At 43.0% G+C, this 25,120-nt stretch carries 17 protein-coding genes; 15 read left to right on the top strand and 2 right to left on the bottom strand.

From position 1 onward, the window contains the following. The first annotated feature begins 54 nt into the window (after window positions 1-54). The 12 genes from IEW05_RS15500 (at window position 55) to IEW05_RS15445 (ending at window position 14,662) form a co-directional block, all read left to right on the top strand. Window positions 55-936 carry a carbohydrate ABC transporter permease gene (locus IEW05_RS15500; protein WP_188540344.1) on the top strand — a complete coding sequence of 294 codons (882 nt, stop codon included), beginning with the start codon at window positions 55-57 and terminating at the stop codon, window positions 934-936. Then, window positions 936-1,754: a carbohydrate ABC transporter permease gene (locus IEW05_RS15495; protein WP_188540341.1), complete on the top strand. Its 819-nt coding sequence runs from the start codon at window positions 936-938 to the stop codon at window positions 1,752-1,754. Before IEW05_RS15500 ends, IEW05_RS15495 begins: the two co-directional genes overlap by 1 nt. Before the next feature lie 8 nt (window positions 1,755-1,762). Beyond that, on the top strand, window positions 1,763-3,208 hold the full coding sequence (locus IEW05_RS15490; protein WP_188540339.1) for a glycosyl hydrolase family 28 protein: 1,446 nt from the start codon (window positions 1,763-1,765) through the stop codon (window positions 3,206-3,208). A 14-nt stretch (window positions 3,209-3,222) separates the two neighbouring features. Further along, window positions 3,223-5,271 (top strand): glycoside hydrolase family protein, encoded by a 2,049-nt coding sequence (locus IEW05_RS15485; RefSeq protein WP_188540337.1) that lies wholly within the window; start codon window positions 3,223-3,225, stop codon window positions 5,269-5,271. 39 nt (window positions 5,272-5,310) lie between these two features. After that, on the top strand, window positions 5,311-6,204 hold the full coding sequence (locus tag IEW05_RS15480; RefSeq protein WP_188540335.1) for a glycoside hydrolase family 43 protein: 894 nt from the start codon (window positions 5,311-5,313) through the stop codon (window positions 6,202-6,204). A 242-nt stretch (window positions 6,205-6,446) separates the two neighbouring features. Then, a complete protein-coding gene (locus IEW05_RS15475) occupies window positions 6,447-7,172 on the top strand; it encodes a response regulator transcription factor (RefSeq protein WP_188540333.1) in 726 nt (241 codons plus the stop codon). Further along, window positions 7,162-8,244, top strand: coding sequence for a sensor histidine kinase (locus IEW05_RS15470; RefSeq protein ID WP_188540331.1), 1,083 nt, complete (start codon window positions 7,162-7,164; stop codon window positions 8,242-8,244). The genes IEW05_RS15475 and IEW05_RS15470 overlap by 11 nt, the downstream gene beginning before the upstream one ends. 100 nt (window positions 8,245-8,344) lie before the next feature. Beyond that, a complete protein-coding gene (locus tag IEW05_RS15465) occupies window positions 8,345-9,220 on the top strand; it encodes an ABC transporter ATP-binding protein (RefSeq protein ID WP_188540329.1) in 876 nt (291 codons plus the stop codon). Window position 9,221: 1 nt separating this feature from the next. Further along, window positions 9,222-10,835, top strand: coding sequence for a hypothetical protein (locus IEW05_RS15460; protein ID WP_188540327.1), 1,614 nt, complete (start codon window positions 9,222-9,224; stop codon window positions 10,833-10,835). A 194-nt stretch (window positions 10,836-11,029) separates the two neighbouring features. Further along, entirely contained in the window at window positions 11,030-11,884 is an 855-nt protein-coding gene (locus IEW05_RS15455; RefSeq protein ID WP_308420426.1) for a metallophosphoesterase, read from the top strand. 217 nt (window positions 11,885-12,101) lie between these two features. After that, the gene (locus IEW05_RS15450; protein ID WP_188540325.1) at window positions 12,102-13,361 is read left to right on the top strand and encodes an MFS transporter; all 1,260 of its coding nucleotides are present in this window, start codon (window positions 12,102-12,104) and stop codon (window positions 13,359-13,361) included. Continuing rightward, on the top strand, window positions 13,358-14,662 hold the full coding sequence (locus IEW05_RS15445; RefSeq protein ID WP_188540323.1) for an alkaline phosphatase family protein: 1,305 nt from the start codon (window positions 13,358-13,360) through the stop codon (window positions 14,660-14,662). Before IEW05_RS15450 ends, IEW05_RS15445 begins: the two co-directional genes overlap by 4 nt. Before the next feature lie 20 nt (window positions 14,663-14,682). On the opposite strand, the gene IEW05_RS15440 is transcribed toward IEW05_RS15445, so the two are convergent. After that, window positions 14,683-15,720 (bottom strand): PocR ligand-binding domain-containing protein, encoded by a 1,038-nt coding sequence (locus IEW05_RS15440; protein WP_188540321.1) that lies wholly within the window; start codon window positions 15,718-15,720, stop codon window positions 14,683-14,685. 216 nt (window positions 15,721-15,936) lie between these two features. On the opposite strand from IEW05_RS15440, the gene IEW05_RS15435 reads away from it, so the two are divergent. The 3 genes from IEW05_RS15435 (at window position 15,937) to IEW05_RS15425 (ending at window position 21,779) form a co-directional block, all read left to right on the top strand. Beyond that, window positions 15,937-17,073: a glycerol dehydrogenase gene (locus IEW05_RS15435; RefSeq protein ID WP_188540319.1), complete on the top strand. Its 1,137-nt coding sequence runs from the start codon at window positions 15,937-15,939 to the stop codon at window positions 17,071-17,073. Between the two features lies 1 nt (window position 17,074). Further along, complete coding sequence (gene dhaK / locus IEW05_RS15430) at window positions 17,075-18,835, top strand: dihydroxyacetone kinase subunit DhaK (RefSeq protein ID WP_188540317.1); 1,761 nt, start codon at window positions 17,075-17,077, stop codon at window positions 18,833-18,835. Window positions 18,836-19,142: 307 nt separating this feature from the next. After that, complete coding sequence (locus IEW05_RS15425) at window positions 19,143-21,779, top strand: winged helix-turn-helix domain-containing protein (protein ID WP_188540315.1); 2,637 nt, start codon at window positions 19,143-19,145, stop codon at window positions 21,777-21,779. A 148-nt stretch (window positions 21,780-21,927) separates the two neighbouring features. Here the strand turns inward: IEW05_RS15425 and lacZ are convergent, their stop codons facing one another. After that, on the bottom strand, window positions 21,928-25,047 hold the full coding sequence (gene lacZ / locus IEW05_RS15420; protein WP_188540313.1) for a beta-galactosidase, LacZ type: 3,120 nt from the start codon (window positions 25,045-25,047) through the stop codon (window positions 21,928-21,930). Between the last annotated feature and the right edge of the window lie 73 nt (window positions 25,048-25,120).

Genomic DNA, 25,120 nt, shown 5'->3' with positions numbered 1-25,120 from the left:
AAGTACATCATAATTCTGACTATTCTTATTGAATTTTGTGAAATGGGTGATGAAATGCCGAAACAACTCAAGAACATCTATGCATACTGGTTGGTGATCCCATGTTTCCTTATCTATGGCCTGTTCTTTTTATTACCTTCCGTAATGGGATTAGGAATTTCATTCCTTAATATACGTAGCTTTAACTTCTCCTCAGCCTCTTTTGCGGGGTTGCAAAATTATATTAATGTGTTTACAGACAGCTACCTAAATATTGCAATTAAAAATTCATTTATATTTGCCATTGTTACCACGGTACTGAAAGTGGTACTTGGTATGATACTGGCGGTGTTTTTAAATACCAAACTGAAGACAACCAATTTACTTCGTACGGTATTTTTCTTGCCTGCTGTACTCAGTAGCGTTGCAGTGGGACTTATATTTACAGCAATGATGCACCCAACACGCGGCATTATTAATGTTTTCCTAAATACGATTGGGCTGGATGTATTGGCGCAAAATTGGTTGACCAATCCGCATATCGCTATTTTCTCTGTTGCATTTATTGAAGTATGGAAGTGGACCGGATTTACCATGGTGATCTTACTTGCAGGACTGCAGACCATTCCAGAAAGTTATTACGAGGCAGCGGAGATCGATGGTGCAACGGCATGGATGAAATTTAAATTTGTGACTTTTCCGCTTATTATGCCGGCATTTACGAATGCTCTTGTGGTTAACCTCATTGGCGGGCTTAAAGCGTTCGATATCGTACAATCTGTTACTCAAGGTGGTCCCGGTTCTGCAACTGAAGTATTCGGTACGCTCGTATACAAATCGTTTGGTAGCGGCCGCTACGGTGAGGGTACTGCAGCAAGTATTATCTTGTGCGTGGTCGTACTTCTGGTTGTGTTACCCGTGTACAAGTTCTTGTCCAACAAGGAGGTGGAAATGTGATGTCCAACAAGAAGGGGCGCTGGGTTATAGAGGCGCTAGGGCTATTGCTTAGTCTTGTAGTTATCATTCCTTTCTATATGATCCTTGTGAATTCTTTTAAAAACAAAGAGGATGCTGCTCTTGTTAACTTACATGCTCCCACTCAATGGCAAGCGATCTCAAACTATATAACGATGTTCCAAGAGGGCGGCGTGTGGACGGCGTTTAAGAATAGTATTTTACTCACCGTTCCGAGTGTCCTTGTGATCATATTGCTATGTGCTATGACCGCGTTTGTACTACAACGCCGCAAGCACAAGGCATCGTCTCTGATGTCTTCACTTATTGTATTGGGACTTTTTGTCCCTGGGCAGATCATTCCTACTTATTTCATCTGTCAGTATCTCCATGTCTCCTCGTTTCTTGCAGCCGCGCTCGTCTTGATTGCTGCCAATATTCCTATGGGCGTGTTCCTTTATATGGGCTTTTGCAAGAGTATCCCAACTGAAATAGATGAATCCGCCATTCTCGACGGGTGTAGTCCATTGAGGCTATTCTTTCAAATCATCTATCCGTTGCTACAGCCTATTACTGTAACGTTATTTATCATTACATTCATGGCCATTTGGAATGATTTTGGAACAACGATCTATTTTCTGAACAACACAAAAAATTTCACGTTAACGCTAACCATCTTTAACTTCTTCGGCGTACATAGTTCGGATTGGAACCTTGTGTTCGCCAATGTAATTATCGTGTCGCTTCCCGTTATTATCGTGTATTTTCTTGCCCAGAAGCAGATTATTTCTGGTATGACAGCTGGGGCGGTGAAAGGATGAGTTCTAGTATGGAAACAACATTTCGTATTTTCGAAGCACCTTCGCAGATCAAACCCGTACAGAATCGGCTTGATTTTATGAGACGTGGCGCCGACGCTTATGGTGGCTATTGTGATAGCCTAGCCCTTTCTCTAGATTGGAACGTAACCGTGCAGGAACAGTTGGTCCTTGTATATGCTGTGCCAGTGACTTCAGGAGGACCCCATAGCTTTTGTACTATTGAGTTGCTAGACGAAGATGCTTCGCTAGATTTATGCATAACTTTTCAGGGGACGCTGCATTCGGCTACGATTTTACCGCAAGAAAAATGTGTTTCATCCCGTGTTGTGGGAAATCAGATTCATTGTACCGTAGTAGGCGCATGTCATTTACTTGTGGAAGTGAACGGACGTATTCATACACCCCTTTCTATTTTTGTTAGGCCGCCGGAGAAGAATATTCCCGATGTTACATCGCCTAATGTGCTTTATTTTGCGCCGGGTTTACACGAGGTTAGTTATTTGGAGCTTAATGATCATCAGACGGTATACATCGCTGGAGGTGCCGTGTTAAAGGCAGTACCTCCTCAGGAAGATGAGGAACCTGTACTCGCTTCAGACTGGGCAGGTAAGCCGAATTACAAAGACTTTATCTTTGCTAATGGTAAGCGAGGTATACGTATTCTCGGGCGCGGAATTATCGATACTTCAGCTCTAGATTGGCACGCACGTCGCACGATGTGCTTCACGGATTGTGAAGACATTATCGTAGATGGTCCGATCATGGTAGGCGCGTCACATTGGACGGTAGAAGCATTTCATTGTAAAAATGTGTTGTTTGAGCAGCTTGCTTTGTTTGGTTACCGTGAGAATAGCGATGGTATTGATATCGTCAGCTCGCAACATGTGCGCGTTCGCCATTGCTTTGTGCGTACAGGTGATGATGCTATTTGCGTAAAGGCAATGCTACCCCCTCCTAATCTTGGCGGAGATGATATTCTTGTAGAATATTGCGAGGTTTGGAATGACAAAGTACGTGGACTAGGTATCGCGGGAGAATCGAAAAGCGATATTCGCAATGTGACATTCCGCCATTGTACGGTATTTCATAGCTTGGCTCGCTGGGCGTATGAGCTAGGTTCACTGTGTATTGCACTATGTGACAGTGGTACGGTGTCAGATATTCTATTTGAAAACATAACCATCCATCAAGAAGATTCTAGTTCGATTAATTGCATACTGATGCGCGACCGCTGGTCTACCGACAACGATGCAGGTCAAATTAGAGGTGTTCGATTCAAAAATATCACGATTCCAGCCAATGCACCGATTCGGCTCTGGGGCTATGATGCGAAACATAGGGTGGAGGATGTATTACTTGAACATATTTGTGCAAGTGATGGCGTCGTTCACACGGAGGATACACTGTGGCTTGAAACAAACCCTTATGTAAGTCATATACACATTAAAAAATGAAAGGAAGGATCATCATGACTCAGTCTAAGTTGTTGTTACAGAGGTCGGTTGTTGTTCTGCTTTTTTCTTTGTCTTTTCTTTTCATGTTTAATCAGTCGACCCCATTTGGCTATGCTCAGGAGCCAGAAGGCGCAGTTGTTACAGCGTATCCAACACCGAGCGATCTTCCAGCGAAATATAAATCTTCTGATTTTTCGATAACAGCCGGCAATACATCGGTTCCGGTCTATGTTTCCGGGGAGAACGCTTGGGGCAAGAAGGTCTCCTATGCAACGTTTGATACGACTGCCTCTACCAACGTGAAGATTACAGTCAACTTTCCTTTCGATTCCTTTAAGCTGCTACCGGATTCGCTCGGACTTGCAGGGACAAAGAATGGGAATAGCGTTTCATTTCAAATAAGCCCTTCCACAGACGTAACTTTGCTGCTGGACGGTGACTATAATGGTCGTGTGCTGCATCTATTTTCTCGAGCGCCTGAAACAGATATGCCTTCTGCACAGGACAGTAATGTGATATATTACCCACCCGGATATCATGATTTGTCTGCACAGGGTCCTGTTCAAATTACATCTGGCAAGACCGTATATGTTTCAGGCGGCGCCATAGTACGTGGTCGTTTCCTCGTGCAAGACGCAGAGAATGTGGTGATTCGAGGTAGGGGGATTTTGCTCAATGATTATACAAGTGGGGATGGTTATGATGAGGTTGCCCTTGCTCTGAAAAGAAGCAAAAACATTGAGATTCGCGACCTGATCATAGCGCGTGATAAGAATGCATGGACGGCATTCATGTGGAAGTGCGAAGAGGTCAAAGTGCTAAATTACAAAGCAATTAATGCACGTTACGCTTCCTCTGACGGATTCAATATCGCTAACAGTCATGATGTATTGTTTGATCATGTCTTTATTCATACGAGTGATGACAGCGTAGCGATCAAAGGTACCGGTGATGCCGGATACAACCCAGCGGCTAATCCCGCAACCGCACCACCGACTTATAATATTACCTATCAAAATTCTCAGCTTTGGAGTGATAGCAACAATGCGATCGGTATCGGAGCAGAGACATTAGCAAGTAGCTTTGACAATATAACGTTTAAGAATATCGATATCTTACGAAACTACGATGATCTTAATTACCCAGATCAACTAGTAGAACGATCGGCAATCAATATTTGTGCGCTTAACGCGACCACGATCCAGAATATCACATTCGAAGATATCCGCGTAGAAAAAGCCAAACGCCTTATTAATATCACCATGGAGGATGATTTCTGGTTCGGTAGCTTGCAAGGCAACTGGCAGTGGCCTGGAGTTATTCGTAATATCCATTATAAAAATATCCAGTCAAGCTCGGATGGTTCGAATGAGATCCGAATTTATGGCAGAGATGCATCTCACCTCATTGACAATGTTACGTTTGAAAACGTTCAAATAGGCAATGAGTATGTATCCACATTCAACGATTCGCATTTCAAGGTCAATGCTTTTGCCCGCAATCTGCATTTAATCTCTCCAACATACCCGGATGGGCTGACTGCAGATGGTCCGATTTTACCAGTGGGTTCCATTCATAATGCGGCGCAGCAGTTTTCTCAGGAACAAGGAGTGAACCAATGGTTCTATCGCACATGGCAAGCAGGTGTCGGCACGCGCGATATGGTCTGGAATCCTGACAATTCCGAGCATTGGCGTGGTCCTAAAGATTGGGATGCCATCTGGAAGTCAAATGGTGAACTCTTTTTTCACCCTGATGTAACGCAGATTTTGCTCGATTGGGTATCGCCGCGTGCAGGTCAGGTAGATATTAGCGGCATCGTGAAGAAAGCGGTTATTGATGGCGGCGACGGAGTCACAGTGAGTATTTGGAAGAACAATCAGATGATTTGGCCTTCAAACGGACAGTGGCAAGTCATTGAATATAATGACAGCCAAGGATATGACACTTCTTGTTCTACCTCTTTGCAAAAAGGCGATGTTATTTCGTTCCGAGTGGACAAACGCGGCACCACTAGCTACGATTCGACCACTTGGACACCAGAGATTACATTCGTTGATTGAACTATTACCGATATAAGTTGGGGTTAGGAGAACATAAATATGCAAACTACAGAAATACAGTTGAGGGACCCGTTTATTTTGCGTGTCGATGATGAACAGCTCTATTATCTATATGGCACGACCGATGCTAATCCTTGGACGGGAAAGGGGCAAGGTTTCCAAACCTATCGTAGCCATGATTTAAATGAATGGGAAGGTCCATTTACAGTATTTACACCACCACTAGGCTTCTGGGCAGATCAACAATTTTGGGCACCAGAGGTACATCCATATCAGGGTGCTTATTATATGCTGGCGAGCTTCAAAGCTGACAACCGGTCACGCGGAGTTCATATTCTGAGAGCTGAAACACCACTTGGTCCTTTTATCCCTATTAGTGAAGAGCCTATCACACCGCTCGAATGGGATTGTCTAGATGGCACCTTGTATATAGATGAGGATCAAATACCTTGGTTTGTATTCTCGCATGAATGGACACAGATTTCAGATGGAGCGATGTGCTGCATGCCGCTAACCATGGATTTGCGCGAAGCTACTGCGCCACCACAGATCATGTTTTATGCATCACAATCGGGTTGGAGCGTACCTAACACTGGCGATGTGGTGATACAATCAGGAGAAAATTATGTGACAGATGGACCCTGGTTGCATCGTACACAAAATGGAACGCTGGTCATGCTCTGGTCAAGCTACTCTACCACCGGATATACGATTGGCCTTGCCCGATCAGAAAGTGGTACGATCCAAGGACCATGGCTCCATGATCCACAACCACTGTTCGCTCAAGATGGAGGACACGGCATGTTATTTTATACTTGGCAAAATGAGCTGATGCTAACCATTCACCAGCCAAACACCACGATGTATGAGCGGCCTTGTTTTTTCTTGATTGAGGATCTTGGAGATACACTTGTCCTAAAGCATAGAGTGTGATGTAGATACGCAGGTAAATTAGGAGAAAAGTTAAGATAACAAAAGAAGCATGCTCGATCCGTAAACTCGTTCACGGGTCAAGTATGCTTCTTCTTTTTCGTCCCGGGGGCAATGCAGATAAGGGGAGATTCACCGCCAGCCACAGAGGGTTTATGTGGTAAAATATTGAATGTGAGGAAAGTGATTTATTATGTCCGAGACTACTTCCATTCTACATTATACATATAAAGGCAGGGGTAAGATTGCGTAGCGAAACTATCTTATTGGTTGATGACGAACAAGGTATTTTGATCATGCTAGAAACATTATTGAAAAAAGAAGGATTCGAGCGGGTAGTTACAGCGACTACGGGAAATGAGGCTCTGCGCCTAGTTGAGGCTACTTCATTTGATCTTATCGTGCTCGATGTCATGCTTCCTGATACGGATGGTTTTGCTTTGTGTCAAGACATCCGCAGGTTTACGTCGGTTCCGATTTTGTTCCTGACTGCACGTTCGGGTGATTTGGATAAATTAATGGGGCTCGGCATTGGTGGGGACGATTATATCACCAAGCCCTTTAACCCGCTTGAGGTCGTTGCGAGAATCCAGACTCACCTACGTCGGCAAAGTCTGTATCAAGCACGTGTCTCACATAAATCAAACATATTTGATTATGGTGTATTTGTTGTGAATAAATCTTCTGCTCAGGTGATGGTCAATGGTATCGATATTCATTGCCCAGCCAAAGAATTCGAGCTGCTAGTTTTTCTGTGCGAGAATCCAAACCAGGTGTTCACTGCCCTTCAATTGTATGAGCAAGTATGGGGGAGGGCGCTGATGGGGGATGAGAAAACAGTGGTTATCCATCTATCGAGACTTAGAAAAAAGTTGGAGGCAGATCCGGCTGCTCCGAAGCTTATTGTAAATTTGCGCGGTATCGGTTACAAGTTCCTTCCGCCGAAGAAAGGATCTGCTCATGAAGGTTAATTTTCGACTCATCTTTCGTCTTGCTATTCATGTAACCTTAAGTCTGGTTCTTGTAGTTGTGCTCATTAACGTCGAACTTTATGTTCTAACAGAATGGCTATTGCCACAGTCGGGAGATAGGCAGGATGCTTTCGTTCTGAACGGTATGCTCTTCATCATCCTATTCTTTATCCTATTTCTTGGCTGGACGATAGGAAAGCCGTTATTCTACATCATAGGTTGGATTAATCAGTTGGCCAGTGGTATATATGTGAGACCAGACCATCATCGCAAAATTTATGCCAGAAACAAAAAAAAGCTAAAGAGACCCTATCACTTGTATAAAGAGCTGATTGTTCAATTACATACTTTAGCGGACGTTTTAGAGACAAGCAAGCAGGCTAGAATCCGTAGCGATAACATGCAAAAAGAGTGGATTGCTGGTATTTCCCACGATTTAAAAACCCCTCTCACCTATATTAAGGGGTATTCCTCCATGCTGCTTACCCCTCACTATGACTGGAATACAGAAGAAAAAAGAAAGTTTCTGATGGAGATTGAGCATAAAGCCGATCATATGCAAGAGCTCATTGGCGATTTGAATTTATCTTTTCGGATGGATGACCAACAGCTTCCTCTAAAGCTTGAATCAACTGATCTTGTTGAATATGTGAAAAGAATAATGGTTGATGTAGCTAATGATCCGAGGGCTGTTGGTTATCATTTGTCTTTTGAAACCGATGAACCCTTTATGGAGAAGCTGTTGGACATTAAATTGCTTGGACGGGCGTTGCATAATCTGCTGCTTAACGCCATTTTACATAATCCAGCTGGGACGAAGGTCCACATCCAAATCTCGCGAACCACTCACCTAAACATTAGGATTACCGATGATGGAATTGGGATGGACGAGGAATCATTGGAGGGTCTTTTCAATAAATATTACCGAGGGACGACAACCGATTCGCGCTCGGAGGGAACGGGACTTGGTATGGCGATTGCCAAACAGCTGGTGTTGGCCCATGGAGGGGACATCCATGTGACTAGCACTGTTAACGTCGGCACAAGTATAACGGTCATGCTTCCGCAGTAAAGTTAGCCTGGATTTCATCTGTCGTTTACCTGAATGTTACTTTCAACCTCTACAATTTCTCTTATAGTCCATAGAGGATAGCAGATAAGGAGGAAAGTACATGCAGCTGGAGATTAAACAAGTGAGTAAACAATATAAAGGTGATGTCTGGGCTTTACGGGAAATGAATCTACATATGAAAAAAGGAATAGTCGGTTTGCTTGGTCCAAATGGCGCTGGCAAATCAACACTTATGCGTATTCTTGCAACGATCTCGCAACCAACGACTGGAACGATTAACTGGAATGGGATCGATATTAGGAAAGAACCCGATGAGCTGCGGCAGATGCTTGGTTATTTGCCACAGGATTTTGGAGTGTATCCTCATTTAAACCCTATCGAATTTTTGGAATATGCGGCAGCATTAAAAGGCCTGGGTGGACGCCAGACGAAGCAGCGAATCATGGAGCTTTTGGAGCTTCTGAACTTACATCATGCACTGAAGCGTCCAATCGGCAGCTTTTCTGGTGGTATGCGCCAACGAATTGGCATTGCACAGGCTCTTCTCAATGATCCGCGATTGTTGGTAATCGACGAGCCCACCGTTGGACTGGACCCGGAAGAGCGTGTAAGGTTTCGTAGCTTGCTGACCGATTTGTCTGGCGATCGAATCATCGTCTTCTCCACACACATCCTATCGGATATTGAAGCGACCGCAGATCAGATTGCTATTCTATCCGAAGGAAGACTGCTCGCTCACTCCGATCCATCTAGTCTCCTACGGAGTGTTCGAGGAAAGGTCTGGTCTGTGATCATTCCTGATGAAGAGATTCAGAATGCCCGTGCCAAATGGACAATCAGCGGTACAATAAGGCAGGATAATGGCTTGCAGCTTCGTATCGTCTCGAATGTTCCGCCGTTACCTGAAGCAATAGAAGCGACCCCCACTCTTGAAGATGCCTATCTCTACATCAGGATGAAACAGGGGGAAGCCTAGGATGAATGGCATTCGTACGATCTATCATATTGCCCGGGCTGATCTTCTCGAAAGAATCAGACAATATTCCTTTTTAGTCACACTGGCCATCACCATGCTGGTTGCTTATTTCTTCATACCTCCCGCGGATGCTGGATTCGTAACGCTTTATTTCGATAAATATCGAGGGATCTATAATTCAGCCTGGGTAGGTGGAGCCGTCGCCCTCTCTACAACCTTATTCCTCAGTTTGTTTGGATTCTATTTGGTGAAGAACAGCATTCTCCGGGACGAACGAACCCGAGTTGGACAAATCATCGCATCGACCTCGGTGAAAAAATTCCACTACTTACTAGGGAAAGCGCTCAGCAACTTCGCAGTATTATCGATTATCGTATTCTTTATCCTAATCGTCGCTCTGATCATGCAGGTGGTGAGGGGAGAGGTGATGCAAGTTGAGCTGTGGCAATTGGTGTCTCCATTTCTATTCATGGCGTTGCCTGTCATGGCTGTCGTTGCTGCCTTAGCTGTGTTGTTCGAAACAAGGCCATTTCTGCAAGGAGGGCTAGGGAATGTAATCTATTTCTTCCTGTATATAATTATTGGTACTAGCTCTAGCTTTTCGGCATTTGGAACGGAAATCATTACGTCAGATATGATGAATGAAGTTGTGTCGATTCACCCGGACTTTACGGGTTCCTATAGTATTGGGATTCTCGTTCTAGAGCAACCACTAGAACTGTTCGAATGGCAAGGCGTAGAATGGACAGCAGCAATCATGCAACAACGAGCTTTGTATTTCATTCTGTCCTTCATAGTCATTATAGGGGCAACCTTGTCGTTTCGTGGCTTTAAAGAGGATTCAATCAAGAGAAAGAAAGAGAGTAGAAGCAGTCAGCAGAAGGATAGAGATCGTGAGATTGCCGATTTGATTGATAATGATCAGGGGGAATCGCTCCGAAGCATTCACGTAGCTGATCTAACTCCGGTGAAAGTCCGTAAGTCCTTCCTAGCTTTGGTGTTTGCAGAATGGCGCTTGATGATGAGTGGTGCTTCTATGGTTTGGTTCGGGATAACAAGCATTTTAATCATTCTCTGCCTCCTTCTTCCTGCATCATCTGCCTCACAGGGGATGATAGGATCGGTAGCTTGGATTTGGCCGTTAATGTTATGGTCGGGTATAGGAAGTCGAGAAGCACGCCATCAGACATATGATCTAGTTGCTTCAACTCCCCGATTCGTCATAAGGCAGTTATCGGCAGTATGGATTGCCGCTGTCATGCTGACCTGTCTAACCGGGAGCGGTATGGCCATAAGGTTCATTCTGGAGGGAAATGTGGAAGCTTTAGCGTATTGGGTGGCGGGTGTTATTTTGATCCCAAGTCTAGCTTTAGCTTCCGGTGTGCTGACGAAGACGAATCGAACCTTTGAAGTATTGTACATGATCATCTGGTATCTGGGTCCATTTAATAAAATGCCTTTTCTCAATTTTATGGGTGAGGTGGGGACATCGGAGGACTCATGGGTAACTGGTGCCGGTTTGAATGCCTGGAACATGAGCGCCATTTATATTCTAATCGGTATTGGTGCGCTATTCCTTGCCTATATGTGGAGAAAACGGCGGCATGCGTTATAAGGATAGTTCTAGATCTAATAATATAAAAAAAACAGACTACGAAAATTCGTAGTCTGTTTTTTAGTAGATGGAATTTTAAGAGACCTTAAAATATCTCATTCGGGGGAGTAAATCTATATTTTTCGTGAAGAATCTGTTGGTCCAAGAGTTGCCAACCCGTACCGAATATAAATAACACTAGGTGTACTTAATCCATTTCAAAGGGGTGGTTCAAGATAAACAGGCAGGTAAAGCCCACAAGAAGAAGGAGTCTTCTCTCTAGACTTCAACCTAAACGCAGCTTTAATCCTAAAGCGACACCCAAGATCATAGAATTTGCGGTTGTTGGTGATAGTCATGTAGGGTATGGGAATAGTTCAAGCATTTTTAGTAAGCTTTTGCCTAAAGTAGTGAGCAGTGGGAATAAAAAGTTTATTATTTTTGGGGGAGATAATACACAAGCGGGAGCAAATCATGGAAATAACGCGGATGCTTACTATACGGACTTTAAGAATACGGTGACAAGCACACTCGGGAGCATCCCTTATAAAGCTTCTATCGGAAATTGGGAGGCAAGTACTCAGTCTTTATTTACAACATATTTAGGGGCTGTTGCTGGGAAATTGAATTTCCCGGGAACACAAGCAAAGGTGAAGTACGTATGGCTCGATTGTGCACTTGGAAAGTTCACTCCAGCTAGTTTAAGTTTGTTAAGAAATTTGGATGATCAGCATTATTATATTATTGATTTTCATTGGCCCTTGAAAGTGAGCGGGATTACGGTTGATCCTAGTCATGTGTTAAGTGCAGCGGAGACCAGTAAGTTTTTTGCGGCCATTCCTACAAAGGTGAGAGATAACGTGCTAGCGATTTTTACGCATCACGGGCATAAATTCTACCGGAAACTGAATAACATCTATCCTGGTTACACCAAGACTAAATTTTTTGTTTGTGGATGTTCTGGAGATTATAAATGCAAGCCAAATGGTGAGCGGGGCTACTACAATGGTACATTGACTATCAATGGGGCAACGTTCAGTGTCGATGCTTTTAAGGTGAGTGTCACCTAGTGAAATTATATAGTAAGTCTTCCAAGACTAACTGAAAACTCAAACCAAAATTGTTAAAAGCCATCATAACCTGCTGCTCGGAGTAAGGTCTTGATGGTTTTTTCATGATTTATTTGAATCGAGTAACGTTATCGATATGTAGTTTAACAGTCATTTAACACGACTCTTATGCTTAAGTGATATAACAGTAAGAACTAGGTGAAAAGGTGGCTGTTAGATGAAACTAAGCAAAGAGGAAAAATCATGGATTTTATATGACTGCGGTAATTCGGCCTATTCCATGGCGGTTACAACTGCTTTACTGCCTATCGTATTTGGGATGTTTTCGAATGTTAACAACAGCATGGATTTAGGGTATTTTAATTCGATTGCAAGTATTCTGGTGGCTATCCTTAGTCCGATTTTAGGGACGATTGCAGATTACAAGGATAAGAAAAAGCGCTTCTTCGTATTTTTTACTTTGATCGGTGTGCTGGCTACGGCTTCGCTGGCTTTCGTTGCACCTGCGAGTGGACAGTGGCAGTTATTGATTGTATTTTATATTTTGTCAGTCATAGGCTTTGCGGGAGCCAATATTTTTTATGACTCGTTTCTGGTGGATATAACCACTGACGATAGGATGGATAAGGTATCCTCAAAAGGTTTTGCTTTTGGATATATCGCCAGCGTCATTCCATTTGGTATCAGTCTAATATTGATTCTCTTTATGGGGATGGATAAATCGATCGGTTATCAGATTGGATTTATAATCACTGCCCTTTGGTGGGGATTGTTGACCATGCCTATGATCAAGGATGTGCAGCAGAGATATTATATTGAGCCTGAACCAAAACCGATTATGAATAGCTTTAAAAGACTGGGAGACACATTCAAGAATGTCAGACAGCATAAAGTGGTATTTGTTTTTTTAATTGCCTACTTTCTCTATATAGATGGGGTAGATACAATTATTAAAATGGTAGTACCCTATGCCACATCGATTCTGGGTGCGGATGCCTTAGACACCTTCAGCTTACTGGGAATTTTACTAATTATCCAGATCGTCGCATTTCCGTGTGCCATTATTTATGGTAATCTAGCTAAAAAATACTCAGCGAGAACGATGATTATCGTAGGAATTTTTACATACATCATTTCCTGTATCGCGGCTTACTTTATCACTTCAATTTGGCATATATTTATTCTAGGTGCATTAATTGGTTCTGCTCAGGGGGGAATTCAGGCGCTTAGCAGGTCTTATTATGCGAAGATTATTCCTAAGGAAAAATCCAATGAATTCTTTGGCTTTTACAATATCTTTGGCAAGTTTGCGGCGATTGTTGGTCCTGCGGTGATGTCTTTAACAACAACCTTAACAGGCAATGCAAAATTTAGTATTTTAGCGATTATCCCACTATTTATTATTGGATTTTTCGTATTTATAACTTTACCTAAAGAGCAGCCTGAACATGATGATAGACAAGGGGTAACCTTATGAAATCAATGACAGAACAAACGGCAATGGCCAAACATCTGATCGTCATCTCCTACGATGCCTTTTCAGAAGATCAATGGGAAACGGCAAGCCATCTTCCAAACTTATCGAGATTAATTAAAAACGGAGCGTATAGCAATATATTGAAAAGTGTGTATCCCACGCTCACTTATGTGGTGCACACTACAATTGCAACCGGCGTATACCCGGATAAACATGGCATACATCACAATAATCCGCTTCAGCCGTTTGTTAAGGAAGAGGAGCAAAGCTGGTTCTGGTTTAGAAATGATATCAAGGTGCCCACGATTTACGATGCTGCGCGCGAACATAACCTGAGCACAGCCGGAATCCTATGGCCGGTATCCGGTAAATCCGCAATCCAATACAATATACCTGAAATCAGAGCCATTAATAACGAAAATCAAGCACTGAAGATATTGAAAAGTGGGAGTCCCTTATACTGTATCGAAATGGAGCTGAAATACGGACGGGTTCGCAAAGGGATCGAGCAGCCCTATCTGGATGACTTCACGACCAAGTGTGCAGTAGACACGATTAAACGCAAAAAGCCCAATCTTCTCATGATGCATATGATTGATTTGGATGATGCTAAGCATGTGTATGGAACTGACAGCAACGAAGTGAAGCAGGTCATCACGCGTATGGATAAACGGTTAGGCGATATTTTGCAGGCAGTGGATGAAGCCGGTATAAAGGATGATACGATTTTTTTGATTTTGGGAGACCATGGACAGTTCAATGTTAGGTACAAAGTACATTTGAACAATCTTTTGCAGGAAAAAGGGCTGATCTATGAAGAAAACGGTGAAATGAAGTGGAGAGCTTACTTTCAGTGTGGAGGCGGATCGGCTTATCTACATATCAAACAGGGGGATGTAGAAGCCGAACAATTAGCATTAGCTGTGATTCGGGATGATATGAAAGATGAAGCTTCTGGCATAGAGGAATTGTATGCTAGAGATGAACTGGATCATCTTCATGTGGGTCAAACAACAAAGTATATGCTTGAAGCTAAGCGAGGTTATTGTTTCGATGAGAGCATGGATGAACCAACGATTGTCGATTTGGACAAGCAAGGCGTTAAATATGCGACGCATGGCTATTCTCCCGATAAAGACGATTATAGATGCAACGTAGTTGTCTCCGGAAATAAGGTTAAAAATGACTATCATATCGGGGATATTAAAATGGTAGATATAGCCCCTACGATGGCAAAAATTTTAGGGATTGATTTTAATCATTGTGACGGAAGGTCTTTAGATGAAATTTTCATTTTCTAAAGCAAGTAGTAAGAGTGTTATTAAGGATTCTTATATGCATTTCGGTATACGCTTGGAGTTAGATTTTCGAACTTTCTGAATGTTTTAATAAAATACCCTGCATCACAGAATCCCAAATCATCACTTATCTGATTTATGGTTAGATTTGTTGTCTCCAAGAGCTGCTTAGCCCATTCGACTTTGAGACGCGCTATGAAGAGTGAGAAGTTCTCCCCCATTTCCTTCGTGAAAATGCGACTAAAATAGCTAGGACTTATATGGCACCTTCCCGCCATCTCTTGTAGTGTGAAATTTTCATTTTTATGGGAGTATATGTAATCAAATGCAGGTTGAAGCACTGGATTTGAAGAAGTGAAAGGATGAGAAGCAGACTTTTTGACTTTTGTCTCAATGAGGGCGCTAGATAGTTCATTTTGAATCGCTTGGATATTTCTATATGTACGGTCTGAAGTGCTTATGGTATCGAGTGATGGTTGATTTATATCATGTGATAGAGCTTTTTTGTACATATCAAGTGTCGTATTCTTATGGATTGCTTCTTCTACGATGTAGGTGCATAAGTGAAATAGCATATCAGCAATAATAGTCACTTCTTCGTAGGATAAGATGGGCAATGAATGATAGTCATCTTTAAGCGCTTTGAATTTACCGTTTGTTTCCGTATTAGTTGGTCTGGATACGATTTGTTCAAGTAGTGGCACATCTGTATCGCGTAGCTTTATTTGTCCAGCCATAATGGCTCCGATATATTGATTATCGACAATGATCGGGATCGCGATATCAAGAATATTGAAATGACATAAATAGATATAAGGCTTATTTAACCGAACGGCTTCCAATCCGCCGCGTGCATCGCATTTTTGACAATATTCAGAGAGATAAGAATCTTGTCTTACTCCCTGACAAAAGGACTGGCAATAACTGTGCTTGGTTACAGGAACCCCTTTGTAGTCTACTGTAATGATTGCCATTTTGGTTACGAGCGACAGAGAGTCTTGTAGTTTGTGCCATTTTTCCAAATCAATAATATGCTCTAAATCAAAACGAGATTTTACCATAATTGTATATTCTCCGTTTGAATGTAGTTGTCTTCGACGTAACTTGCTATTATTATACTAGATTTCGATATGCGATAGGACAAGATAGTATGAAATTGCAGCAAAATGACAAAAAAATACGATTTGAAAACGCTTTAAATAGAGATCATCCTTCCATGATTAACCTCTAACGTCCGCCTATAATAGAGTTAAATTCGTCAAGGGAGGAATCGTGTTATGAGAAAAGCATTTATTAGTCCAACGAAATATGTTCAAGGTGAAGATGAACTACTTAATTTAGGTTACTTTGTCAAAACTTTTGGAGATTCTGCCTTATTGATCGCTCACCCTGATGATGTGTCGCGTGTGAAGGAAAAGTTGGATTTTACTATAAATAAATTTAATATCAAGCTTGTTGAAAGCGATTTCCATGGAGAGTGTTCTAGAGAAGAAGTTGCGCGACTACAAGCATTGGCCACGGAATATAGCTGCTCCTGTACGATCGGATTAGGCGGTGGGAAAGCGATTGATACTGCGAAATGTGTAGCGGAAGGGGAAGCCTTGATCATCGTTCCAACGATTGCTGCTACCGATGCACCAACAAGTCATTCAGCCGTGCTATATACACCTGAAGGAGCTTTTGACGACTATGCCTATTTCAAGCAAAGCCCAAGCGTGGTCATGATTGATACGACAGTCATTGCGAACGCCCCAACAAGATTTCTTGTATCCGGTATGGGTGATGCACTTTCTACTTATTTTGAAGCGAGAGCAACCTCAAGATCCTATTCCAATGTGAATGCTGGATTGCCCTGTGGTGTTAATGAAGGTGTATGTGCCGAGGCAAAAGGAACCAAGACGGCATTAGCACTCGCGAAATTATGCTATGAGACATTATTGGAAGATGGTGTGAAGGCCAAACTATCTAGTGATCGAAATGTTGTAACGCCTGCGTTGGAGAATATTATTGAAACAAATATTTTGCTATCGGGCCTAGGGTTTGAAAGCGGAGGATTAGCGGCTGCTCATGCTATTCATAATGGGTTAACTTCATTAGAAGGAACTCATCATTATTATCATGGGGAAAAGGTAGCCTTTAGTACTATCGCGCAATTGGTCCTCGAAAATGCGGATAAAGCTGAGATCCAGGAAGTGATAACGTTCTGCGCTGCGGTTGGTCTTCCAATTTGTCTGGCCGATATTGGTGTAGTTCACATGTCGGATGAAGAATTGATGGAAGTTGCCGAGAAGGCTTGTATTAAGGAAGAATCCATTCATTCGATGCCATTCCCGATTACGGCAGAAGCAGTAGCAGCAGCGATTACCGTTGCAGACCAAATTGGGCGTGAATTTAAAATAAGCAAGGGGATGTAAGATGAAGAAAATAATCAATCAACCTGAAACCCTCGTTCGTGAAATGTGTAATGGATTAGTCTTGGCATATCCGAATTTAGTGTTTAATAGCAAATATAAAATCATAGCCAAACGTGAAATGAATCAGGATAAGGTAACGCTGATCAGTGGTGGTGGAAGTGGACATGAGCCTGCACATGCCGGATTTATTGGGAAGGGGATGCTGGATGTAGCGGTATGCGGGGATGTATTTGCTTCTCCGTCGCAAATTCAGGTCTATCAAGCGATTCGTAACTCCACCAGTAACAAAGGAACGTTGTTAATTATAAAAAATTACAGCGGCGATATCATGAATTTTAAAAATGCGGCTCATCTTGCTAGTGAAGATGGGATCGAAGTGGATTTTGTAAAAGTTGATGATGATATTGCAGTGGAAGATAGTCTCTATACCGTGGGAAGAAGAGGTGTAGCGGGTACGGTTCTTGTTCATAAAATTGCGGGAGCGGCTGCTGAAACAGGATTGTCTTTGCGTGAAGTAAAAGAAGTAGCTCAACAAGCCATAGACAATATTCGAAGTATTGGCTTTGCTTTTACTTCTTGCACTGTTCCTGCAAAGGGCTCACCTACATTCCACATTGAAGATCATGAAATGGAGTATGGTGTAGGCATTCATGGTGAACCTGGCATCAGGAGGGAGACTGCAATATCGGCTGATGAGTTAGCTCACCGGATGGTGACGGCTTTGCTCAATAACTTGCAGCTGGAGGATGACACAGAACAAGAAGTGGCGGTGTTGATCAATGGATTTGGCGGCACACCGCTACAAGAATTGTATTTGCTGAATAATTCGGTCACTCGTGAATTAGTAGCGAAGAATAAGAAAATATTCAAAGGGTTTGTAGGTAATTACATGACCAGTATTGATATGGCAGGAGCATCGGTCACGATCATGAAGCTGAACCCTACACTTAAGAAGTTGTTATCAGAACCATGTAATACGCCAGCTCTATTCGTTCAAGAACCTTTTGAACCTGTAAATTTTATGGAAGTCGTGGAAGGACAAAGCGTGAATCAGTTGGTTTCTTATAAGAATGAGACGGACCCAACGGGTGCAATCATTAAAGATAACCAATTATCCCTGCACAATATCGAGTATCTGATCGATCAAATGAGTGAAATCATTATTGAGAATGAGGTACCCTTTTGTGAGCTGGATGCCCATGCAGGAGACGGTGATTTCGGAATGAGTGTCGCCAAGGGATTCAAGCAATTAAAGGTAGAGTGGAAGGATATTTTATCGCATAGTACACAGGATATTGGAAGTTTTCTGGATGCATGCTCATTAGTTATTATGGAGCATTGCGGAGGAGCATCGGGTCCGATTTGGGGATCTGCGTTCCGTGCTGCCAGCAAATATACCTGGAATAAGCAATCGCTAACTATTGATGAGATTGCCGGTATGATGTCTGCCGTTGTCAAAGGAATTCAAGATACCGGGGAAAGATCGTTTGGTAGAGGAGCTGTCGTTGGAGATAAAACATTGATTGATGCTCTTGTTCCGTATGCTTCATCTTGGGAACATAGCGCTGTACACGGAGAGGATATCAAGACAGCGTCGATCAAGGCGGCAGAGGCCGCGGTATCTGGCGCACAACAAACCGAGGCTATTGTTGCTCGGATGGGAAGAGCCGGTACGGTAGGTGAACGCAGTATTGGTTATCCAGATGCAGGAGCTTATGCATTAGGTGTTATTTTCACGGAGCTCTCAAAAGCTATGAAATAAGCAAGTAAATAAATTAGAGAATCTTGCCTCAAATGCTGGGAAAACCGATATTCAGCGTGTCAAGTATTTGAGACCAAAGGCTCACTCATTGTAATGATTCCTGTACTTTACAGGAGTCATTTTTTGTCTTCCCTAAACACCTTTTTGGCGAACTGTCCAGTCAATGGATATCAGTTTAAACGTCTGTTTCTGATATTGGATATGAAATATAACTATCGAAAAAATAGGACAACTCAAAAGGGGTTTAGCGATAATTGTCGAATTAATCTTAGAGATGTGCCTTTTTTCATGGAAAGTAGGTTAGTTTATGGATAATAATCGACAATTATATATGGATAAAGTTATTCATATGAGACCACCCATGTTAGCTTCCAAAATTTCAATTCCATCGGTTAGCAGTCATTATGTGCCAAGGGCACGGTTAATGGAGCAGCTTAATGAGAGTGTGAGATACAGGCTGATACTCGTTACAGCTCCAGCGGGATCTGGCAAGACAACGCTTGTTAGTAGCTGGGTTACACAGTGTAATATCAAAACATGCTGGGTTTCCTTGGAATCCGTAGATAATGATTTCAATCGATTCTGGACTTATATAGTAGCTGCGGTTGATAAGTGTTCACCTGGTTTTATAAGAAGGGCAGATTATTTTTATCAATCCTCCCGCGGCGCATCTGTGGAAGCGATGGTTTCATTTATGTTGCACGAATTGAATCAACTATCGCATGAACTGGTTCTCGTGCTAGACGATTATCATGTGATTGAGAATCCAGATATTCATGATAGTATTTGCTTTCTTCTTGAACATCTCCCTCCTCATCTTCATCTGATCTTGATGAGCAGAAATCTTCCTCCTGCTTCTTATCCATTATCACGCTTAAGAGTTCGTTCGCAATTGATGCAGCTAGATAGCTTAGATTTACGGTTCACAAGGAATGAGATTAAATCACTAGAACACAAGTCGCTGGGTCACGTGCTCTCTTCGGAAGATCTTATCTTATTGGAAGAGAAGACGGAAGGATGGGCAGCAGGTCTGATCCTTGCTTTCCTATCCATGTCGGGGAGAAGTGATCATTCCTCCTTTATAGAGTCGTTCGCTGGTAATCATCGCTATGTGCTTGACTACTTAATGGATGAAGTGCTGCTAAGGCAATCAGAACAACTTCAGTCTTTATTATTGCAAACATCTATATTGGATCGGTTCAGTGCGTTGCTTGCTGAAGCAGTTACAGGGAACCCTCATTCAGCTGAATTAGTTCATACGCTTGAGAGCGCTCAAATGTTTCTCATACCACTGGATGATAACCGGGTCTGGTATCGGTATCATCATCTTTTTGCTGATATGCTGAGGGAACGATTACAACATAAATGTAACGCTGAGGAAATCTCTGAACTGCATCGTAGAGCCTACCGATGGTATGAGAGCCAAGGATTGTTTATAGAAGCGATCCAACATGCGCTAAATAGCGGTGACCATGATATAGCGGCGCAAATGATGGAACAGAATTTCTCTGCGATTATCACACAAGGAGAAGAGTTGAGGCTTAAGCTATGGCTGGAACAGACTCCGCTGGTGAACATTATTCGTCGTCCTGATTTATTTTATTTTCAGGCGGGAGCCATGGCAAGGTCGGGTCATATTACAGATGCTAGACGTTTCCTAGAACGTGTTGAACAGATCCTTACTGTGGAGGCATCTAGTTTTGCTCCCGAGGTAAGGACGGAAGTCCAGATGCGGATGGGGCTATATGGTGCATCGCTCGATTTCTACCAGGGGAATGTAGATTCGTTTATCCAAGCACTGGATGTCAACCGAGAGGGATTATTGCGGTTTCCTTCGATTGTACATGTTGTTAATTTAGGTGAAGCACTGCTGTATCGCGGACCGATTGGGTTTGGCGGTAGATTGAAGAAAATGGCTCATTTGATCTCACTGGTCTCAACTTCCGAAGAACGAAGAGCTATCATCCACGCTACGTTGCAAGGACATGGGTTTGTGTTTCTAGCTGATTTGAATTACGAATGGAATCGGTTAGATGAAGCGAGGATCGCACTGGATCAATGTTTGTCTGCAAATGTTATCGAGCCTAATCTGGGTGTGATAACTCCAGGGTACATACTGCAATCCAAGATCTATCAGGCTGAAGGTCATCTATTGGAAGCAGAGCAGACGATAACAGGGGCCATAAGTGAAATGGAGGCTATTCATTCGCCGTATTGGCAGTTGTTACTTGAGGCGAGGCTTATTCGGATCAAGCTGACAAGAGGAGATGTGGAGGCAGGTCTAGAGTGGATTCGCTTACGTCATCTACAGGTACAAGACAAAAGTAGCGTGCAAAGAGAGTACGAACATGTGACACTCGCGCGTGTCCTAATGGCTAATCATCAGGAAGAAGAAGCTATTCGGTGGTTAACCGTGCTATTAAACGAAGCCAAGCGGACGGATCGTCTAGGGAGCCAGATCGAAATTCTACTCCTGATTGGACTGTCTCATTATGCCCTTAGGCAGCATTCGCTCGCAGTTGAACGAATAGATCAGGCTTTAAAGCTAGCGGAGCCAGAAGGATATATTCGTATTTTCCTAGACGAAGGCAAACCACTGCTACGGTTGTTAAGCTGGTGGTTGAAGGAGAAGCAATTAGATGAGGAAGTATTGAGCATCTATGTAGAACGTCTGCTTCAAGCGTTCAGCTTGACTACTTCGAGTCTAAGACAGAAGCGAGCGGCTGGTCGGAATGATGACAATACAGCTTTGGTTTCTTTGACCGAACGGGAGAAGCAGATTATGCTCTTGATCACGGAAGGACGATCGAACAGTGAAATTGCCGAACAACTCTTTATTGCTCCAGGGACGGTCAAACGCTATGTACATAACCTTTATCAGAAACTAGAGGTGAATAGTCGTGTCCAAGCTGTAGCAAGAATGAAAGAGTTATTAACGGAATAAGTTCAGGAAATAAAGGGAATCGCTCTCGAGCGGTTCTCTTTTTGTCATGTCAACACATAAATGACCCGTAAGGGGATCACTTTTTTTCAAAGTTTCCATCTTACGGGTCATAGTTCACTTAACTTGTAGTTGTTCTTTCATCTAGCTGTTAAATAGCTCGAAATGCAAAGCGGAATCCATAAGTTGTACCCGCTGGCAGGGTGAACTCTTCATGTGTTGGTGCATTCCAGCTATCATCTCCACCTACACCCATTTGTTTGTGGTTCACGCGTACTACTGTTTTATTACTAGCAGGTAGTTTATACACATGATCGTGAGCTTCAAGTTCATTTGGTGTCCATGGAAGGGCATTAAGTTCTAGTACCGGGTCACCTTCGATATGGATACCAGCGCCATCCGTCCCTTGAGTGATGTTAGCATAGCGAACATCCGTCTTGTTGCCGCATTCTTGAGGCCGGATGTAAGGGACAAATTGATCCTGAATTCGTCCCGAGAAATAACCAAGGCGTGCTCCCGTTTTGCGATCCCAATAGTTCTCATGAGGTCCACGCCCATACCACGATACGGTATTGAGCGAATCTTTTAACACAAATAACATTCCGATCTCGGGGATTTCCGGCAGCCCTTGGCCTGGTGAGAACTCTTCAAATACGTTGATGGATCCATTACTACCGACTTTGTACTCCAATGTAAGTGAGGAGACAGGCTCGGTATGCAATAAGTACTCGGCACGAACGATAACGTCTTCTCCATCTTTACTCCATTCAAATGAGCGGAGTGTATTCGTATCCCATACCGTTCTCCAAATGGCGCAGCGTTCGTTAAGCTTGTTACCCAAATCGTTATCCGTAACAGCACGCCAGAAGTTTGGACGTACGGGCTCAAGTAGAAGCTCTTCGCCCTCGTTCTGAATCGAGGATAGACAACCGTTAGACGTATTGAATTGTAAGGAGATATCTGCAACTTGAACGATCAATTGATCCGCCTGCTCCTGCACATGAACAATGCTACTGTTTGTTGTCTGGGCTGGTTGATGCTCATAACTAGACGCAGGTAATACGAATTGTTCCCAGGCAACTTCATGCCCAACTGCTGCCCACAGCGTAGCTTCTTTAAGTACCATGCTGAGTGTCAGCACATATTCGCCTGCTGAGCTCGTTTCAGTTGTAGGGTCAAAAGGAACGGTAATTTCAGCAGCTTCTCCCGCTGGTACAGCAAGATCGACTTGGCCAGCTTGAACTGTTTTGCCGTTGCAAGCTACTTCCCACTTCAGATCATACTCTGCTAGATCAATAAATAGATTGCGGTTCGTTACGCGGAAACATCCACGTTCTATATCAACGGCTTCAAACTTGACGTTCTGGTAGCATTTTTTCACTTCATATAGCTTCGGAGATACAGACCCGTCTGCAAAGATTAAGCCATTTCCACAGAAATTCCCGTCATGAGGTGATTCACCAAAGTCTCCCCCGTAAGCCATTTGTACAGTCCCATCTGCGTGCTCAATTCTAATTGCCTGATCGATCCAGTCCCAAATAAACGCACCTTGTAAAATGTCATACTTTTCAAACAGTTCCCAATAGAGATGTAGACCACCACAAGAGTTACCCATCGCATGACTATACTCGCATATAATATAAGGTTTCTTAGGATCATTTAGGGCGTATTGCTCCACTTCAACCGGTTTGGCGTACATCGTACTTTCAATGTCGGAAGCTGCGCTACTTGCGCGGTAGTGGAATTGACCTTCGTAATGGATAAGTCGTGTAGGGTCCTGCTGCTTAAGATAATCATGCATAGCGATAAAATTATCTCCACCAAATGATTCGTTACCAAGTGACCATATGACAACGGAAGGATGGTTTTTGTCCCGTTGAAACATTGAATTACATCGATCCAATACATTCTCACGCCACTCAGGTTTACTTCCTGGCACGGTGATTTCACCGAGTTCGGTCTGCCCATAATTCCACGACCCGTGTGTTTCCAGGTTTGTCTCATCGATGACATAAAGACCATATTCATCACACAGGTCATACCATATCGTTTGATTCGGGTAATGAGATGTTCGAACGGCATTGATGTTATGGGCCTTCATTAATTGAATATCTCGGATCATGTCGTCGACACCTATTGCTCTGCCTTCATCGCATGAGAATTCATGGCGGTTAACGCCTTTAAATACAATCCGCTGCCCATTGATCTTCATTAAGCCGTCCTTCAGCTCGAACTTACGGAAACCCACCCGGCAGGAAATGGCCTCAAGCAAATCTCCGTTGTGATTGTGTAGCGATAAGATCAACGTATATAGATTGGGTTGTTCAGCACTCCATTTCAATGGATCGATGACGGTAGTTGTAAATTTTAACGTTTGAGTAGATGCATCATGGAAGTTGACCATCTGCGAAAGTGGACTATCGAATACAAGCTTATGCTCGTGATCATACAGCCTGGCTTCAACCGTGACGTTTCCGGAGGTGCTTTCGAAATAATCAATCAGTTTCACATCAAGCTGGAATTCAGCATTCTGATATTGAGCATCAAGTTCTGTTCGAACACAGTAATCATAGATATGTGTCTTTGGTGTCGTATATAAATATACATCTCTAAAAATACCACTAAAGCGCCAGAAATCCTGATCTTCCAACCAACTTGCATCGCACCATTTGTATACTTCAACCGCTAGCTTATTCTCCCCCTGGGCAAGATAAGGAGTTAGATCGAACTCCGCCGGAGTGAATGTGTCCTCACTATAACCAACTAGTTCGCCATTAAGCCAGACATAGAAGGCGGATTCCACACCTTGAAAGCTGATGAAGACAGGTTGTTCCACCCAATCCTCCGGGATTGAAAAAGTACGTACATACGAGCCCACCGGGTTAAATTGAGTTGGAGCAAATGGTGGTTTCAGCTCGGGTTCTCTTTCGCTCCAAGGATATCGAACATTCGTATAATGAGGGTAATCGTAGCCGTTTAATTGCCAATGTGCAGGAACGGGAAGTTCCGCCCACGTGCTGCAGTCGTAATCCAGTTCAAAGAACGTAGAGATACGTTGATCTGGAGTTTCTGCATAAGCAAATTTCCATAAGCCATTCAAAGACATATAGTTGGAGGAAGCCTTGGTATCTCCTTGTAATGCTTCTTCCATTGTATTGAATGGGATCGATGGAGCATGTGCGTCCAATCGGTTGATTTGGAATAGTTCCGGATTGTTATTCCATTCAGGGTATCCATTAACTGGTGGGGTATAGACAAGCTTTTGTCGCATTGAATGCACTCCTGCTCTATAATGTATTTATATTATATTCACATTATAGATGCCTAAATTTATTAAATAAATG

Source organism: Paenibacillus segetis, assembly GCF_014639155.1.
GTDB lineage: Bacteria > Bacillota > Bacilli > Paenibacillales > Paenibacillaceae > Fontibacillus > Fontibacillus segetis.
Note: the sequence above shows the minus strand (reverse complement) of the source record. Positions and strands in the feature narration are given on the sequence as shown.